Genomic DNA, 15,785 nt, shown 5'->3' with positions numbered 1-15,785 from the left:
ATACCTTGCGTTGAAGGTATCGACGGCTCGCGAGGGTCCCAGTTGAACCGACGCGAACCGTCTTCTACCGCAGCGCTATCAGCGCTTCTTGCGGTTGGCAATGTGAATGGCGTGGCCATTCACTGCCAGTGCTGCTTCATGCAGCGCTTCGGACATGGTCGGATGCGAGAAGACCATCATGCCGAGATCTTCGGCACTGGTACCGAACTCCATGCCAATTGCGCCCTGCTGAACCAGTTCAGCTGCAGCCGGCCCCATCACGTGAACGCCCAACACTCGGTCGGTCTTGGCATCGGCGATCACCTTGACCAGTCCGGCAGTGTCGTTGGCAGCCATGGCGCGGCCGCTAGCGGCAAACGGAAAAGTACCGACGTTGATTTCAACGCCCTCGCCTTTCAGCGCCTGCTCGGTCTTGCCAACCCATGCGATTTCCGGATGGGTATAGATGACCGACGGAACCAGGTCGTAGTTCATTTGCGATTTGTGGCCAGCGATACGCTCAGCCACCATCACGCCCTCTTCCGAGGCCTTGTGGGCGAGCATGGCACCCCGTACCACGTCACCGATGGCGTAAACACCTGGGACGCTGGTAGCACAATAGTCGTCGACGAAGATGAAGCCACGCTCGTCCATATCGACGCCGGCGTCGGCCGCCAACAGGTCGGTGGTCACCGGACGACGGCCAACCGCCACGATCAGCTTGTCGAAGGTTTGCTGCTGCTCGCCTTCGGCGTTGGTGAAGTTGACGGTGACCTGGTCGCCCTTGACTTCGGAACCGGTCACGCGCGCGCCCAGCAGGATCTTCAGACCCTGCTTGCTGAGCACCTTGAACGCCTCCTTGGAGATCTGCTCGTCAGCGGCCGGCAGGAACTTGTCCATCGCTTCCAGCACAGTGACTTCGGCGCCCAGGCGCGCCCATACCGAACCCAGCTCCAGACCAATCACACCAGCGCCGATCACACCGAGCTTGGCCGGGACGCTCTGGAAATCCAGCGCACCGGTGGAGTCGACGATGATCTTCTGGTCGACCGGCGCAGGCGGAATATCCACCGGTTTGGAGCCTGACGCGAGAATCACGTTTTCGGCGCCCAGCACCTGAGTGTTACCGTCGAGGCCGGTGACTTCGACTTGCTTGCCGCTGAGCAGCTTGCCGTGACCTTCGAAAACGGTCACACCGTTAGCCTTCATCAGGCCTGCAACGCCGCCAGTGAGGTTTTTGACGATCTGGTCCTTGCGAGCAACCATCGTCGGAACGTCCATGGCCACTTCGCCGGTGCTGATGCCATGCACCTTGAAGCTCTCGTGCGCCTCGTGAAACTTGTAGGAGCTGTCCAGCAGCGCCTTGGACGGAATGCAACCGACGTTCAGGCAAGTGCCGCCAAGCGCGGTCTTGCCTTCCTTGCCCTGGTACTTCTCGATGCACGCGGTCTTCAAACCCAATTGGGCTGCGCGAATGGCTGCTACATAACCGCCGGGGCCGGCACCGATGACGACGACGTCGAATTTCTGGCTCATTGCAAATCCTCTTGAGTACGTGCAGCAAAAGTCAAAGGCCGCAATCAACAAGCCCGGCTTACGCCTAGCCTGTCGGCTGCAGCCCGTGACGCTTGTTAGATATCCAGCAGCAGACGGGCAGGATCTTCCAGCAGGTTCTTGATGGTCACGAGGAAGCTGACCGCCTCCTTGCCATCGATCAGACGGTGATCATAGGACAGCGCCAGATACATCATCGGCCGGATGACAACCTGACCGTTGACGGCCATCGGACGCTGCAAAATGTTGTGCATGCCGAGGATGGCAGCTTGCGGCGGGTTGACGATCGGGGTCGACATCATCGAGCCGAAGGTACCTCCATTGGTGATGGTGAAGGTGCCGCCAGTCATTTCCTCGATCGACAGTTTGCCGTCACGAGCCTTCTTGCCGAAGGTAGCGATGCCACTTTCGACTTCGGCCAGACTCATCAGCTCGGCGTTGCGCAGGACCGGTACGACCAGACCACGGTCGCTGGACACGGCAACGCCGATATCCTGGTAACCGTGATAGACGATATCGGTGCCGTCGATCGAGGCATTGACTGCCGGGAAGCGCTTCAGCGCTTCGACAGATGCCTTGACGAAGAAGGACATGAAGCCCAGGCGCACACCATTGTGGGTCTTTTCGAACAGGTCCTTGTACTTCGAGCGCAGGGCCATGACTTCGGTCATGTCGACTTCGTTGAAGGTGGTCAGCATCGCCATGTTCGACTGTGCTTCGACAAGACGTTCAGCGACCTTGGCGCGCAGACGGGTCATCGGCACGCGCTTCTCGGTACGATCGCCGGCAGCAGCAACAGGCGCAGCAGCGGCGCTGGCAGCAGGCTTGGTGGCGGCCGGAGCGGATTTCTTGGCCTCGATGGCGGCGACCAGATCTTCCTTGGTGACGCGGCCGTCCTTACCGGTGCCCTTGACGCTGTTGGGGTCGATACCGTTCTCTTCGGCGAGCTTGCGCGCCGCCGGAGCGAGAATGGCATCTTCACCGCCGGCAGCAGGCGCCGGCGCAGCAGCAGCGGGCGCAGCAGCTTCAGCCGGGGCCGCGGCAGGCGCGGAAGCACTGGCAGCACCACCGGCTTCCAACTTGCCGAGCAGCTCGCCACTGAGCACGGTGTCGCCTTCATTCTTGACGATTTCGGTCAGCACGCCGTCCGCTTCGGCCAATACTTCCATCACGACCTTGTCGGTCTCGATGTCGACGATCAACTCATCGCGCTTGACCGCGTCGCCCGGCTGCTTGTGCCAGGTGGCAACGGTGCCGTCAGCAACCGATTCCGGAAATTGGGGGGCTTTGATCTCGATAGCCATTAGCTGGGTCCTATTTGATTCGATTTCTACATCGAGGCCGCGCGATCGCGGCCTCTTGCAAGAATGATTTAAACGGTGAACGCGTCCTGCAGCAGTTTCTCCTGCTGCTCGGCGTGCATGGAGGCATAGCCGACCGCAGGCGCAGCAGAGGCTTCACGACCTGCGTACTGCAGGAACAACTCCCTCTTGTGCGCGACGGCAACACGACGCATATGGTGCTGACTGCAATACCAAGCGCCTTGGTTCATCGGCTCTTCCTGACACCAAACGATGCTCTTGAGGTTCTGATACGGCGCGAGCACCTCGGCCAGATCATCTTCCGGGAACGGGTAGAGCTGTTCTAGGCGGATGATCGCGATATCTTCCCGGCCTTCGTTGCGGCGCTTATCCAGCAGATCGTAATAGACCTTGCCGCTGCACATGATCAGGCGTTCGACCTTGCTCGGCTCGATCTGATCGATTTCCGGAATCACGGTCAGGAACGAGCCCTGAGTCAGCTCTTCCAGCGTCGAGGTCGCTAGCTTGTGACGCAGCAATGACTTCGGAGTCAGGGCCACCAGCGGCTTGCGCAGCGGGCGGATCGCCTGACGACGCAGCATATGGTAGACCTGCGCCGGCGTGGTCGGCACGCATACCTGGATATTGTGCTCGGCGCACAACTGCAGATAGCGCTCCAGGCGGGCGGATGAATGCTCCGGTCCCTGCCCTTCATAGCCGTGCGGCAGCAGCATGGTCAGACCACAAAGACGGCCCCACTTATGCTCGCCACTGGTGATGAACTGGTCGATGACGACCTGCGCCCCATTGGCGAAGTCACCGAACTGGGCTTCCCAGACCACCAGCGCGTTGGGCATGGTGGTCGCATAACCGTATTCGAATGCCAGCACGGCTTCTTCCGAGAGGAAGGAGTCGTATAGATCGAACCGTGGCTGCCCTTCGTACAGATGCTGCAACGGAATGTAGGTGCTACCGTCTTTCTGGTTGTGCAGCGCGGCATGGCGGTGCGAAAAGGTCCCGCGGCCGACGTCCTGACCACTGATACGCACCGGGTGGCCTTCGAACAACAGCGTCGCGTAAGCCAGCGTCTCGGCATAGCCCCAGTTGATGGCCAGCGCACCGGCACCCATCCTCTGACGATCTTCAAGGATCTTCGAAACCTGACGCTGAACCACGAAACCTTCCGGAATGGCCAGCATCTTGTTGGACAGTTCCTGCAAGGCTTTCAGATCGAAGCGCGTATCGTGACGAGCGGTCCAGGTGTGTCCCAGATACGGGCGCCAATCGACAAACAGCTCCTTGTTGGGCTCTTTGACCAAGCTCTTGACCACATGCAGGCCGTTGTCAAGCGCAGTACGATACTCGTCGACCTTCTCCTGAACCTGCGCTTCTTCCAGCACTTTCGACTGGGTCAGCGAGTCGGCATACAGCTCACGAGTGGTGCGCTGCTTGGCGATCTTCTGATACATAAGCGGCTGAGTACCACTCGGCTCATCGGCCTCGTTGTGGCCGCGGCGACGGTAGCAGATCAGATCGATGACGATGTCGCGCTTGAACTGCATGCGGTAGTCGACCGCCAGCTGCGTGACGAACAGCACCGCCTCGGGATCGTCTGCGTTAACGTGGAAGATCGGTGCCTGGATCATCTTCGCAACGTCGGTCGCGTACTCGGTGGAGCGCGCATCTTCCTGCTTGTTTGTCGTGAAGCCGACCTGGTTGTTGATCACGATCCGGATAGTGCCGCCAGTCCGATAGGCTCGGGTCTGGGACATCTGAAAGGTTTCCATGACCACGCCCTGACCCGCGACGGCGGCGTCGCCGTGGATGGTTACCGGAAGCACTTTGTCACCGGCCGAATCGGAACGACGGTCCTGACGCGCGCGAACGGAGCCCTCGACCACTGGCGAAACGATTTCCAGATGGGACGGGTTGAATGCCATCGCCAGATGTATTTCACCACCGGGGGTCATGACGTTCGAGGAGAAGCCCTGATGATATTTGACGTCGCCGGAGCTAAGCCCTTCTACCTTCTTGCCTTCGAACTCGTCGAAAAGGTCGCGCGGGTTCTTGCCGAACGTGTTCACCAGGACATTGAGGCGACCGCGGTGGGCCATGCCGATCACGATTTCTTTCGTGCCGTACGAGCCGGACCGTTGGATGATCTCATCCAACAGGGGAATCAGACTCTCACCCCCCTCCAGACCGAAGCGCTTGGTACCCGGATACTTGGTGCCCAGATATTTCTCGAGACCCTCGGCAGCGGTCAGACGCTCGAGCAGATGACTCTTGATTTCCGGTGAGAATGTCGGCCGACCACGGACGCTTTCCAGGCGCTGGATGAACCAGTTGCGCTGATCCGAATCGACGATATGGGTGAATTCTGCGCCAATGGTACGGCAATAAGTCTCTTGCAGCGCCTGGTGAATTTCACGCAAGGTAGCCTGATCTTTGCCCATGGCAAGATCACCGGTACGGAAAACCGTATCCAGGTCTGCATCGGTCAAGCCATAGTTGTTAATGGCCAGATCAGCCGGAACCGGGCGCTGCTGCAAGCCCAGCGGATCGAGCTGAGCAGCCTGGTGGCCACGCATCCGGTACGCTTGGATCAGACGCAGGACTTCAACCTGCTTCTTCTCATGCTCGCTACTGACGCTACCCGCAGAAACCGGCTGGGCGCGACGCTGGTTCTTGGCCAGCAGGACGAAGTGATCGCGGATTGTCGAATGCGAAACATCGGCTGCAGCGCCGCCATTGACAGGCAGCTTCTGGAAGTAGGTGCGCCACTCTTCGGGCACAGCGTTGGGATCGTGCAGGTAGAGCTCATAAAGCTCTTCCACATAGGCAGCGTTACCACCGGATAGGTGGGCACTGTCCCACATGCGCTGCATTACGCTTTCTTGCATGTCTGGTCACCTTCGATAAGGAGACACCACCAGCGTGGAGACCGCAGCATGACTTCCCAAGTTCTGAAGCAGCGACCCGGGTAAAGCCACTACGGACCGCGCAGATAGTTTCCGAGAACCACCCCGGATGCTCCTGCTGGTCATCAAATTTTCAGAGCGAAACCCCGGCCTTGTAAGCTGGGATTCCTACTAAGACTACGGCGCCGAGTTCAAACTCTGGCGCCGTAGGTGTCGCGGTGAAGCATTAAGAGCCTGTAACTACGGATAACCACAGGCGCCTAGGGCACATCAGGTTGCGCTCTGCAGCAGCATGTTGCGCACATGACCAATCGCTTTGGTTGGGTTCAACCCTTTCGGGCAGACACTCACGCAGTTCATGATGCCGCGGCAGCGGAACACGCTGAACGGATCGTCCAATGCAGAAAGCCGGCTCTCGGTCTCTGTGTCGCGACTATCGGCCAGAAAGCGGTAGGCCTGAAGCAACGCAGCGGGGCCAAGAAACTTGTCCGGATTCCACCAGAAGGACGGGCAGCTGGTCGAACAGCAAGCACACAGAATGCACTCGTACAGACCGTCAAGCTTCTCCCGATCTTCCGGGCTCTGCAGACGTTCGATAGCCGGAGCCGGCGTATCGTTCATCAGATAAGGACGAACCTTCTCGTACTGCTTATAGAAGATGCCCATATCAACCGCCAAGTCACGAATAACGGGCAAACCAGGCAACGGACGAACCACAAGCTTGTTGCCTTTGACGACGGACGACAATGGCGTGATGCAGGCCAGACCGTTCTTGCCGTTCAGGTTCATACCGTCGGAGCCGCAAACCCCTTCACGGCAGGAGCGACGATAGGAAAAGCCTTCGTCCTGCTCTTTGATGAGGGCAAGCACGTCCAGCACCATCAGGTCCTTACCATCGGTATTGACCTGGAAGTCCTGCATGTACGGCTTTTCATCTTTATCCGGGTTGTAGCGATAAACGCTCACTTGCAACATATCGGCGACCTCAGTAAGTCCGGACCTTGGGTTCGAAAGTCGGAACTGTCTTCGGAGAGAAGTTCACGGCCCGCTTGGCTACACGCTTTTCACCTGGGAAGTACAGGGTGTGGCACAGCCAGTTCTCGTCATCACGCTCTTCGAAATCCTCACGGGCATGCGCGCCGCGGGACTCTTTGCGATTTTCTGCTGCGATGGCAGTCGCTTCAGCCACCTCAAGCAAGTTCTGTAGCTCCAGTGCTTCAATACGCGCGGTATTGAAGGCCTGGCTCTTGTCAGAAATCTTGACGGTAGCGATGCGCTGACGCAGATCGGCAAGCTGAGCGATACCCTTCTGCATGTATTCGCCAGTACGGAACACACCGAAGTAGTTCTGCATGCAGTTCTGCAGTTCTTTGCGCAACGAAGCGACATCTTCGCCAGTAGTCCGCTCGTTCAGACTGGACAGGCGGTTCAGGGCAACGTCCAGATCGGTGTCGGTAGCACCGCGAAGCTCGATACCTTCCTTCAGCGCCTTCTCCAGATGCAGACCGGCCGCACGACCGAACACGACCAGATCCAGCAGCGAGTTGCCGCCGAGACGGTTGGCGCCATGCACGGATACGCAAGCCACTTCGCCTACCGCAAACAGGCCGTCGATGATTTTGTCGTTGCCGTTGGCATCCTGGGTGATCGCCTGGCCATGAATGTTGGTGGCGACACCACCCATCATGTAGTGACAGGTCGGAACCACAGGCACCGGAGCAGTGACCGGATCGACGTGCGCGAAGGTCTTCGACAGTTCGCAGATGCCTGGCAGACGGCTGTGCAGCACTTCCTCGCCCAGGTGATCAAGCTTCAGCATCACGTGGTCGCCATCCGGACCACAGCCATTGCCAGCCAGGATCTCCTTGACCATGGAACGCGCGACCACGTCACGACCCGCCAGGTCTTTCGCGTTCGGCGCGTAACGCTCCATGAAGCGCTCGCCATGCTTGTTGATCAGGTAGCCACCCTCGCCGCGGCAACCTTCGGTCACCAGTACGCCAGCGCCGGCGATACCGGTCGGGTGGAACTGCCACATCTCGATGTCCTGAACCGGCACGCCCGCACGCAGCGCCATGCCGACACCGTCACCGGTATTGATCAGGGCGTTGGTGGTCGACGCATAGATGCGGCCCGCACCACCGGTAGCCAGAACCACAGCCTTGGAGCGGATATAGACCGTTTCGCCGTTTTCGATGCAGATAGCGATGATGCCAACGATGGCCCCATCCTGGTTCTTCACCAGATCCACGCCATACCATTCGTTGAGGAAGGACGTGCCCGCCTTCAGGTTGGCCTGGTAAAGGGTATGCAGCAGCGCATGGCCGGTACGGTCAGCAGCTGCACAGGTACGAGCGGCCTGCCCGCCCTTGCCATAGTCCTTGGACTGACCACCGAACGGACGCTGATAGATGCGGCCTTGCTCGGTACGGGAAAACGGCAGGCCCATGTGCTCGAGCTCAAACACGGCCTCCGGACCGACGGAACACATGTATTCGATAGCGTCCTGGTCACCGATGTAATCGGAGCCTTTGACGGTATCGTACATGTGCCAGCGCCAATCGTCGTTTGGGTCAGCCGAAGCGATGGCACAGGTGATGCCGCCCTGGGCGGATACGGTGTGCGAACGAGTCGGGAAAACCTTGGTCACCACCGCAGTTTTATGGCCACCCTGGGCCAACTGCAGCGCAGCGCGCATACCCGCGCCGCCGCCACCAATAATGATGGCGTCATAAGAAAGAGTACGAATGCTAGCCATGGATCAGATACCCCAAAGAATCTGCACACCCCAGACGAAGAACGTGAACATGGCGATGCCACACACGGCCTGGAAGAGGAAACGCACACCGGTAGCCCACTTACCGATTGCCATGTTGGTCAGGTAGTCAGTGGAGATAGTCCACATACCAACCCATGCATGCACACTCAGGGCGACCAGCGCCAGGAGACTGAAGATGCGCATCCAACTGGCCGAGAAGAGCCCCTGCCACTGGGAATATTCCAGCCCTGGATTCGCGATCAGATACCCGATCAGGAACAGAAAATAAGCCGCGAGAACAACTGCAGAAACACGCTGAGCCATCCAGTCATACAGGCCCGAACGCGAAAAGTTCGTGACGTTGGTTACCATATCCACACTCCCGCCAGCACGATCAGCACCGCCGAAACGGCCAGAACGATTTTCGAGCCCAGCTTGCCGCCTTCCAGCGTCTCACCATGCCCGGTATCCATGACCAGATGACGTACACCGGCCACCAGGTGATACAGCAACGCAGATAGCAGCACCCAAATCACCAGTTTGGCCAATGGGCTACCGAGATACGCCTTCACCTCTTCGAAGCCTTCGGCAGAAGAAAGCGAGGTATCCAGCGCAAGCAGCAGAATGGCCACACCCACAAACAGAATCACACCAGAGATGCGGTGAAGGATTGAGGTGTAAGCAGTGATCGGGAGTTTTATTGTCCTAAGATCTAGGTTTACAGGTCGTTGGCTTTTCACGGCTTTTTTCACACTTGAGAGCCCCTAACACGCAGGGCAAAGTTGTTGGGAAGAGTACGCAGCGGTACCCGCCACCCACGAGTGACAACCCACAGGAAACTGCCTGTTAGGCCCCTGCCGGTCGGTCGCCGAGTATAAACAGTTAGGTCGCTAATGACAATGTGGTGAAGTGCCACTAAAGGCGGATGGCGCGTCGAATTATAAATGCCGTAAATAGGCTCTTCTGTGTTGCGAATTCACCCGTAAAACCCCTCTGCTGCAGGCGGCCCGCGCAAATTGACTTTGAGATTTATCTCACTATAGTGATGCGGGCCCTGCGTGGGGGGCCATGATGATTCCAAGCATAAAACAGGAGGCCATACATGGCTGACAACAAAGCGCAGTTGATCATCGAAGGCGCAGACGCCATCGAACTGCCCGTTTTAACCGGCACCGTAGGGCCTGACGTAATCGATGTACGAGGCCTGACCTCCACGGGTCGCTTTACCTTCGATCCCGGCTTCATGTCCACCGCCTCTTGCGAGTCCAAAATCACCTATATCGATGGTGACCAAGGCATTCTGCTGCATCGCGGCTACCCAATCGAACAACTGGCCGACAAGACGGATTATCTCGAGACCTGCTACCTCCTGCTAAATGGTGAACTGCCCACCGCCGAGGAAAAGGCGAGGTTCATCAGCACCATCAAGAACCACACGATGGTTCACGAGCAGCTCAAGTCCTTCCTCAACGGTTTCCGTCGCGATGCGCATCCGATGGCCATCATGTGCGGCGTTGTTGGCGCGCTCTCGGCCTTCTACCACGATTCCCTGGACATCAACGACCCGCATCACCGCGAAATTTCCGCAGTACGCCTGGTCGCCAAGATGCCGACCCTGGCCGCCATGGTTTACAAGTACTCCATGGGCCAGCCGATGATGTATCCGCGCAATGACCTGAACTACGCGGAAAACTTCCTTCACATGATGTTCAACACACCTTGTGAAGTGAAACCGATCAGCCCGGTTCTGGCCAAAGCAATGGATCGCATCTTCATTCTGCATGCAGATCACGAGCAGAATGCCTCCACTTCCACCGTTCGCCTGGCAGGCTCCACTGGCGCCAACCCATTCGCCTGTATTGCTGCAGGTATTGCAGCGCTTTGGGGGCCGGCACACGGCGGGGCTAACGAAGCCGTTCTCACCATGCTGGACGAGATTGGCGACGTGTCGAATATCGAGAAGTTCCTGGCCAAAGCCAAGGACAAGAACGATCCGTTCAAGCTGATGGGCTTCGGTCACCGCGTATACAAAAACTTCGATCCGCGCGCCAAGGTCATGAAGCAGACCTGCGACGAAGTACTGGGTGAGCTGGGCATCAACGATCCGCAGCTCGAGCTGGCGATGAAGCTGGAAGAGATCGCGCTGAACGATCCCTACTTCGCCGAGCGCAACCTGTATCCGAACGTGGACTTCTATTCAGGCATCATCCTCAAGGCCATCGGCATCCCGACCAGCATGTTTACCGTGATCTTCGCCCTGGCGCGTACCGTTGGCTGGATCTCGCACTGGAAGGAAATGATCGCGATGGGCCAGAAAATTGGTCGCCCGCGCCAGCTTTACACCGGCCACCCGCAGCGCGACCTGCCTCGCTGAGCCGCCTGGGAAACGATAATAGCAAGCTGCACTTGCTGCTAAAGAAACCCCGCTCAATAGGCGGGGTTTCTTTTTATACCTTTGCTTTCGCGCGCGGCTTGTTCGGAGGTGCAAATAGCTTCCTATTTTCCGCTCGACGTAGCACAGCGGCTTGCTTCGTAGCCGCGGACGACATCAAGATCCTCCCTTAACGATATTCTGCTCGTTTGCGCAGATCCCGCAGTGTGTTGTACGGCGCCTCGACGACAAACTTGTTTGCTAGCCATGACGGCACACTGCCACCCGGCTCCGTGTGCATCTGATAGGTGACCCGCACTCCACCCTCGCCCATCGGCTCGAACAGCCAAAAGCCTTCGACCTTGGTGACTCTGACGAAGCCTTCATTCTCCGTCACATAATCTGGAACGCCATTCAGCTCCCGCCGAAGCGCACCCCCCTCAAGTTCTCTACTCGTAACCTTCACCACTAAGTCGCGAGGCGCTACAGGCCATGGCGAGCTGAACTGGATATAGCTCCAAGCGTTAGCTCCCTTGATCTGCAACAGTTCCTGCTTCATGCACTGATGGATCCAGGCGCAGGCGTCGACCACATCTTCCTGCAGAGCACGCAACGTACCGAGGTCGGATTGGATTGTCGTAACGCCACGATACGCTTTATAGGCAGAGCCCGAGACCGGCTTCAAATACACCTGAACTCCATCCTTGTCCTGAGCCAGGCGCCATTTCCCCTCCGCATGAGCTATCGAAGCACAGACCAACCCCATCGCCAGCCAACGAACAAACGCCCTCATACACAGGCTTCCCATTTCCAGAATGTCTAAGCGCTCCGATATATCAGGCAGTGACCTGTTCCAGCCAGCCAAGCAGCCGAATCGCATCCTCCCGATTATCGCCACAAACACTAGGGTCAGCCTGGAAAGCGGCACATACCGCAGGCCGTGAAGGAAGACCAAACAGCTCGCACCGATTCGATTCGGAGAGATGTAAACAGCGTTCTCCAGCTGGCTTACCGGACGGCATGCCAGGTACCGGTGAGCTGATAGAGGGAGCGATGCAACAGGCACCACAACCGGGGCGGCAATTCATTCCAATCACCCGAAATGAAAAAACGGGGCGGCGATAATAATGGCTGCCTGAATAAAAGACACTAGTACCAGGACACGAGGCGCTTAACAGATACTTGCGGGACCGTGCGGCGGCCAAATAGGATCCGTCGTCGTCCTTCCGAGAATCCTTCATGCCCATCTGGCTTCAGACCGCTGCCCTGCTCTGCGCTTCGAACCTCTTCATGACCTTCGCCTGGTACGGGCATTTGAAGACACTCAACGGCAAACCCTGGCTGATCGCTGCGCTGATCAGTTGGGGGATCGCCCTGTTCGAGTATCTGATCATGGTGCCGGCCAATCGCATCGGCTACACCGAACTGTCGATCGGCCAGTTGAAGATCATGCAGGAAGTGATCACCCTCGCCATCTTCGTTCCGTTCAGCGTGCTGTACATGCAACAGCCGCTGAAACTCGATTACCTATGGGCCGGGCTGTGCTTGCTTGGGGCGGTATATTTCATTTTCCGATCATGAGCGCGACTCGCAAAACACAACGTCATCAGCCTTCAGCCGGCCGCCGAGACCTGATGACGCCACCACAGCGCTTCGGCATACTGGCCGCCCTTTCCGCACCTTCAAGAGGTTTCGAATGTTCAAGGTCAACGAGTACTTCGACGGCACAGTCAAATCCATTGCCTTTGATATGGCGGCAGGCCCAGCCACCATCGGCGTCATGGCCGCGGGCGATTACGAGTTCGGCACCAAACAATTGGAAATCATGCATGTAGTGGCCGGCAGCCTGGACGTAAAGCTCCCTGGCAGCGAAAGCTATCAAACCTTCGGGGCGGGCAGCCAATTCACCGTGCCAGCCAACAGCAAGTTTCAGCTGAAGGTGGCAGCGGATACGGCTTATCTGTGCGAGTACCGCTAAACGGCAAGACCAGGCGCGAAAAACACACGCTCGTTACATGGAGTCCACCTTAGGTACCCTAGGGTGGATGGCCTCCGTGAAATATCGCGGAGCGTTTTCATCGAAATTTGCAGGAAGTCTCTCGGTCTGAGAGAGGCTCAATCCAGCGCCTTGTAGGCTTGATTGACCTGCCTGGACTGATTTAAGCGTGTCAACTCCCCAGCCACACGCGAGCGCTCCGCGTTGCCGGACTGCTGAAGACAGTCATACAAGCGCGACAGTTGTACGAGTTGCTCATGCAGACCGGCATCGGAAGCATCTTCGTCGCGCAGTGCCGCTACCAGAGCGCGGCACTCCAGGTCCAATATCGTTACCGCTTCCCAATCGGTCGCCTCCAGCGCGCCGCGCAGCTTGTCAGTCAGCGTAGCGAATGCCTGTTTGCGTGACTGCATGTGCATCCTCGAAGAAAGCGAATGGGTAAGGCGTAAATGTAGCGCAAAGTAAACAGTGCGTCGGACAGGTCGGATTATGGCCGTGGTGCGATTTGATCCCAGGCCAGCTTGATTTCGCCCAGCAACCTGCCCACTTCGTTCAGCTTGTCGATATCGTTATGCCGGCTCGCCTCGAACAGACGCATCGTCATGTACTCATAAAGGCGGTCCAGATTCTCCGCCAGCTCGCCGCCGACGCTCTTATCAAGCGCATCGCGCAAACCACCAATGATGTTGATGGCCTTGCCAACCAGCACACCCTTTTCCGCGAACGCATCACGTTCCATGGCGCCTTTCGCCTGCGCAATACGGTCCAGGCCACCCTGCATCAGCATCTGGATCAAACGGTGCGGATCAGCCTCGTTGACCTGAACCTTAACGCCGACCTGCTGATACTGCTTCATTGCTGCCATAGCATTCATTTGGATGAGCCCCTTGCCACATCAGTTCGTATATCCAATGTATCGGACGAGCGCGGGCGAACTTTATGGCTGGACGAGCTTTTTAACGAAGAAAGCCGCCTGGGCAAGGCGGCTTTTCAGTTTCACGAAACGCTACTTTTTAGAGTTGCTGGCTGCCCAGGGCAAGTTCTCCAACGACGCGAGCAAGCTGTTGGAGGTGTTGCCTAATTGGCCAACAAGTAGATCCATTGCGTTGAATTGCTTGTAGAGACGCTCCTGCAGCGAGGTGATACGACGGTTCAAATCCTCCTTCTGCTTGTCAATACCAGAGATGGTTTCGGTCATTACCTTATTGCGCTGCTCAAGAATACCGCCAGTTTCAGTGTACGGCTTGAGCCTGTTATCAAGACGAGTTGCTAAGCCGCTCTCGCCAGCAAACAATGCAGACAGCCCCTCGAAGCTATTGTCCATGACCTTGGTCAGCTTTTCGCTATCCACTTTGAGCGTGCCGTCTCTCTGGGTGGTAATACCGATATCGCTAAGCGCACGGATTCCATTCGCCCCGTCCACTTTTGCCAACTCGCTGCGAATGGTATTGAGCAAATTGCGAGCAGTCGCATCTCCAACCAGCGCGCCGGTTACCGGGGTTTTACCGTCACCTACCGGAGTAACCTTGGTTTGGGCATTAACAACGCCTATGAGCTTGTTATATGCATCGACGAAGCTCTGGATCTGCTTCGTCACTCCAGCCTTATCCAAACTCACACCGACCGTGATCGGCTTGTCGGCCTCCGTAAGGCCTTTCAACTCCAACGTCACACCTTCGATGGCCGTCCCGACTTTGTTGGTCTTGCTGCTGACATTCAGCCCATCGATTGTGAGCTCGGCGTTGCTGGCTTTCGTGATCACACCCGCCGAACCATCGTTACCCGGCGCTGCTGTTCCCCCAGCAAATGCGAGTTTGGACAAATCGCCGCTTTCGCCTGTGACAGCGACCGTGATGTCCTCGCCTGCACCTGTAGTCGAGCTATTGAGCACCAAACGTGAACCAGAACTGTCGGTCACTATGGTCGCGCTCAGGCCCTTCTCAGCGCCGGCTTTGTTAATTGCATCCCGGATCCCCGCCAGTGTGTTGTTGCCCTCAGCCACCGTGATAGCAGGCAGCGCAACATTACCGACGCTGACAGTGAGAGTCCCGCTACCCAAGGTTACCGGCGATTTCGGATCATCAACTATTGCCTGAAGCGCTACCTTGCTTCCAGCCGCAAGCTTGCTGACTTCAACCTTATAGCTGCTGGCACCAGCGGATACGCCTGCCGTTACCGCAACGAGATCAGTATTAGAAGAGGTTGCAGCTCTGGCCTGAAAAACATCGGGCTTGCCAAGCTTACCCAAGGCAGTCTGAAACTCGCTTATGGCACTTTTCAGCGTGCCGATCGCCGTAATCCGCGTCGTGGTTTTGGCCTCAAGCCTGCTGAGTTGCGCATCCTTCGGCGCACGCTCCGCCGCAACCATGCTGGCCACCACGCTATCGATATCGAGACCGGAACCGCCTAGACCCGTTATGCCTGCCATAGCCTTACCTCGTCAAAAAACCATCGTTACAGTGCGATCCGCATATCATTCAATAAACGTGCCGCTCACGCCTTGGTCTCAAATAGTAGGCTGCGCATCTCGTCAAGCCGTTCGGCTAACCGAAGGATCTCTTCGGAAGGGATTTGCCGAACTACCGTTCCCGACTCGCCATCGACCACTCGAACGACCAGGTCGCCTGTTGAATCATCAATACTGAAACTTAAATCGCGTTGGGCACTTTGCATTTGTGCAAGCAATTTCTCCACCGCCTCGCCCACAGCCGTCGGCTGGGCAGCTTGGTCATCGCTAGGTGCTGCTACCTCTTGCCGATCAGACGACGAAAACCCAGGCTCCTTGGAGAGTCTGGGTGCCGTACTGAGCGGGTTCAACGCGGGTCCAATCCAGGTTGCTTTTGCGACGTCCATGATTCACCTCGAAATGAATCGATGGGGAAGTGCAAGCACTTCCCCATCCTTA

At 57.5% G+C, this 15,785-nt stretch carries 16 protein-coding genes; 3 read left to right on the top strand and 13 right to left on the bottom strand.

The genetic code is table 11. The annotated features are described in order from the left end of the window. Window positions 1-78: 78 nt before the first annotated feature. From lpdA to sdhC, 7 genes are all read right to left on the bottom strand, one after another. Window positions 79-1,515, bottom strand: a complete 1,437-nt coding sequence (lpdA, locus tag MCB86_RS20885; protein ID WP_045161523.1) for a dihydrolipoyl dehydrogenase — start codon at window positions 1,513-1,515, stop codon at window positions 79-81. Between the two features lie 95 nt (window positions 1,516-1,610). Continuing rightward, window positions 1,611-2,837 carry a 2-oxoglutarate dehydrogenase complex dihydrolipoyllysine-residue succinyltransferase gene (gene odhB, locus MCB86_RS20880; RefSeq protein ID WP_239612052.1) on the bottom strand — a complete coding sequence of 409 codons (1,227 nt, stop codon included), beginning with the start codon at window positions 2,835-2,837 and terminating at the stop codon, window positions 1,611-1,613. A gap of 68 nt (window positions 2,838-2,905) precedes the next feature. Further along, window positions 2,906-5,737, bottom strand: coding sequence for a 2-oxoglutarate dehydrogenase E1 component (locus MCB86_RS20875; protein WP_045161520.1), 2,832 nt, complete (start codon window positions 5,735-5,737; stop codon window positions 2,906-2,908). A 288-nt stretch (window positions 5,738-6,025) separates the two neighbouring features. Beyond that, a complete protein-coding gene (locus MCB86_RS20870; RefSeq protein WP_045161518.1) occupies window positions 6,026-6,730 on the bottom strand; it encodes a succinate dehydrogenase iron-sulfur subunit in 705 nt (234 codons plus the stop codon). A gap of 10 nt (window positions 6,731-6,740) precedes the next feature. Then, window positions 6,741-8,513, bottom strand: a complete 1,773-nt coding sequence (gene sdhA / locus MCB86_RS20865; protein WP_045161517.1) for a succinate dehydrogenase flavoprotein subunit — start codon at window positions 8,511-8,513, stop codon at window positions 6,741-6,743. 3 nt (window positions 8,514-8,516) lie between these two features. Further along, window positions 8,517-8,885 (bottom strand): succinate dehydrogenase, hydrophobic membrane anchor protein, encoded by a 369-nt coding sequence (sdhD, locus tag MCB86_RS20860; protein WP_045161516.1) that lies wholly within the window; start codon window positions 8,883-8,885, stop codon window positions 8,517-8,519. After that, window positions 8,879-9,265 (bottom strand): succinate dehydrogenase, cytochrome b556 subunit, encoded by a 387-nt coding sequence (gene sdhC / locus MCB86_RS20855; RefSeq protein WP_196298642.1) that lies wholly within the window; start codon window positions 9,263-9,265, stop codon window positions 8,879-8,881. Before sdhC ends, sdhD begins: the two co-directional genes overlap by 7 nt. Window positions 9,266-9,615: 350 nt before the next feature. Here sdhC and gltA point away from each other — a divergent pair, with 350 nt between their 5' ends. Next, entirely contained in the window at window positions 9,616-10,887 is a 1,272-nt protein-coding gene (gene gltA / locus MCB86_RS20850) for a citrate synthase (RefSeq protein WP_239612051.1), read from the top strand. Between the two features lie 187 nt (window positions 10,888-11,074). Here gltA and MCB86_RS20845 read toward each other — a convergent pair whose 3' ends face one another. Together MCB86_RS20845 and MCB86_RS20840 are read right to left on the bottom strand one after the other, a co-directional pair. After that, complete coding sequence (locus tag MCB86_RS20845; protein WP_239612132.1) at window positions 11,075-11,692, bottom strand: START domain-containing protein; 618 nt, start codon at window positions 11,690-11,692, stop codon at window positions 11,075-11,077. 28 nt (window positions 11,693-11,720) lie between these two features. Beyond that, window positions 11,721-11,972 (bottom strand): YkgJ family cysteine cluster protein, encoded by a 252-nt coding sequence (locus MCB86_RS20840; RefSeq protein ID WP_080890569.1) that lies wholly within the window; start codon window positions 11,970-11,972, stop codon window positions 11,721-11,723. A gap of 151 nt (window positions 11,973-12,123) precedes the next feature. Between MCB86_RS20840 and MCB86_RS20835 the strand changes: the two genes are divergently transcribed. Continuing rightward, window positions 12,124-12,465: a DMT family protein gene (locus MCB86_RS20835; RefSeq protein ID WP_045161513.1), complete on the top strand. Its 342-nt coding sequence runs from the start codon at window positions 12,124-12,126 to the stop codon at window positions 12,463-12,465. 115 nt (window positions 12,466-12,580) lie between these two features. After that, window positions 12,581-12,862: a pyrimidine/purine nucleoside phosphorylase gene (locus MCB86_RS20830; protein WP_239612050.1), complete on the top strand. Its 282-nt coding sequence runs from the start codon at window positions 12,581-12,583 to the stop codon at window positions 12,860-12,862. 137 nt (window positions 12,863-12,999) lie between these two features. Here the strand turns inward: MCB86_RS20830 and fliT are convergent, their stop codons facing one another. The 4 genes from fliT to MCB86_RS20810 form a co-directional block, all read right to left on the bottom strand. Next, entirely contained in the window at window positions 13,000-13,293 is a 294-nt protein-coding gene (gene fliT, locus MCB86_RS20825; RefSeq protein ID WP_239612049.1) for a flagellar protein FliT, read from the bottom strand. Between the two features lie 74 nt (window positions 13,294-13,367). Further along, complete coding sequence (gene fliS, locus MCB86_RS20820; protein ID WP_045161509.1) at window positions 13,368-13,754, bottom strand: flagellar export chaperone FliS; 387 nt, start codon at window positions 13,752-13,754, stop codon at window positions 13,368-13,370. A gap of 132 nt (window positions 13,755-13,886) precedes the next feature. Further along, the gene (fliD, locus tag MCB86_RS20815; protein WP_239612048.1) at window positions 13,887-15,308 is read right to left on the bottom strand and encodes a flagellar filament capping protein FliD; all 1,422 of its coding nucleotides are present in this window, start codon (window positions 15,306-15,308) and stop codon (window positions 13,887-13,889) included. 65 nt (window positions 15,309-15,373) lie between these two features. Next, window positions 15,374-15,733 carry a flagellar protein FlaG gene (locus MCB86_RS20810; RefSeq protein WP_239612047.1) on the bottom strand — a complete coding sequence of 120 codons (360 nt, stop codon included), beginning with the start codon at window positions 15,731-15,733 and terminating at the stop codon, window positions 15,374-15,376. Between the last annotated feature and the right edge of the window lie 52 nt (window positions 15,734-15,785).

Origin of the sequence: Pseudomonas sp. KSR10 (genome assembly GCF_022355455.1) — a bacterium.
Taxonomy (GTDB): Bacteria; Pseudomonadota; Gammaproteobacteria; order Pseudomonadales; family Pseudomonadaceae; genus Stutzerimonas; species Stutzerimonas stutzeri_E.
The sequence above is the reverse complement of the archived record's forward strand: the minus strand, read 5'-3'. Positions and strand labels throughout refer to the sequence as shown.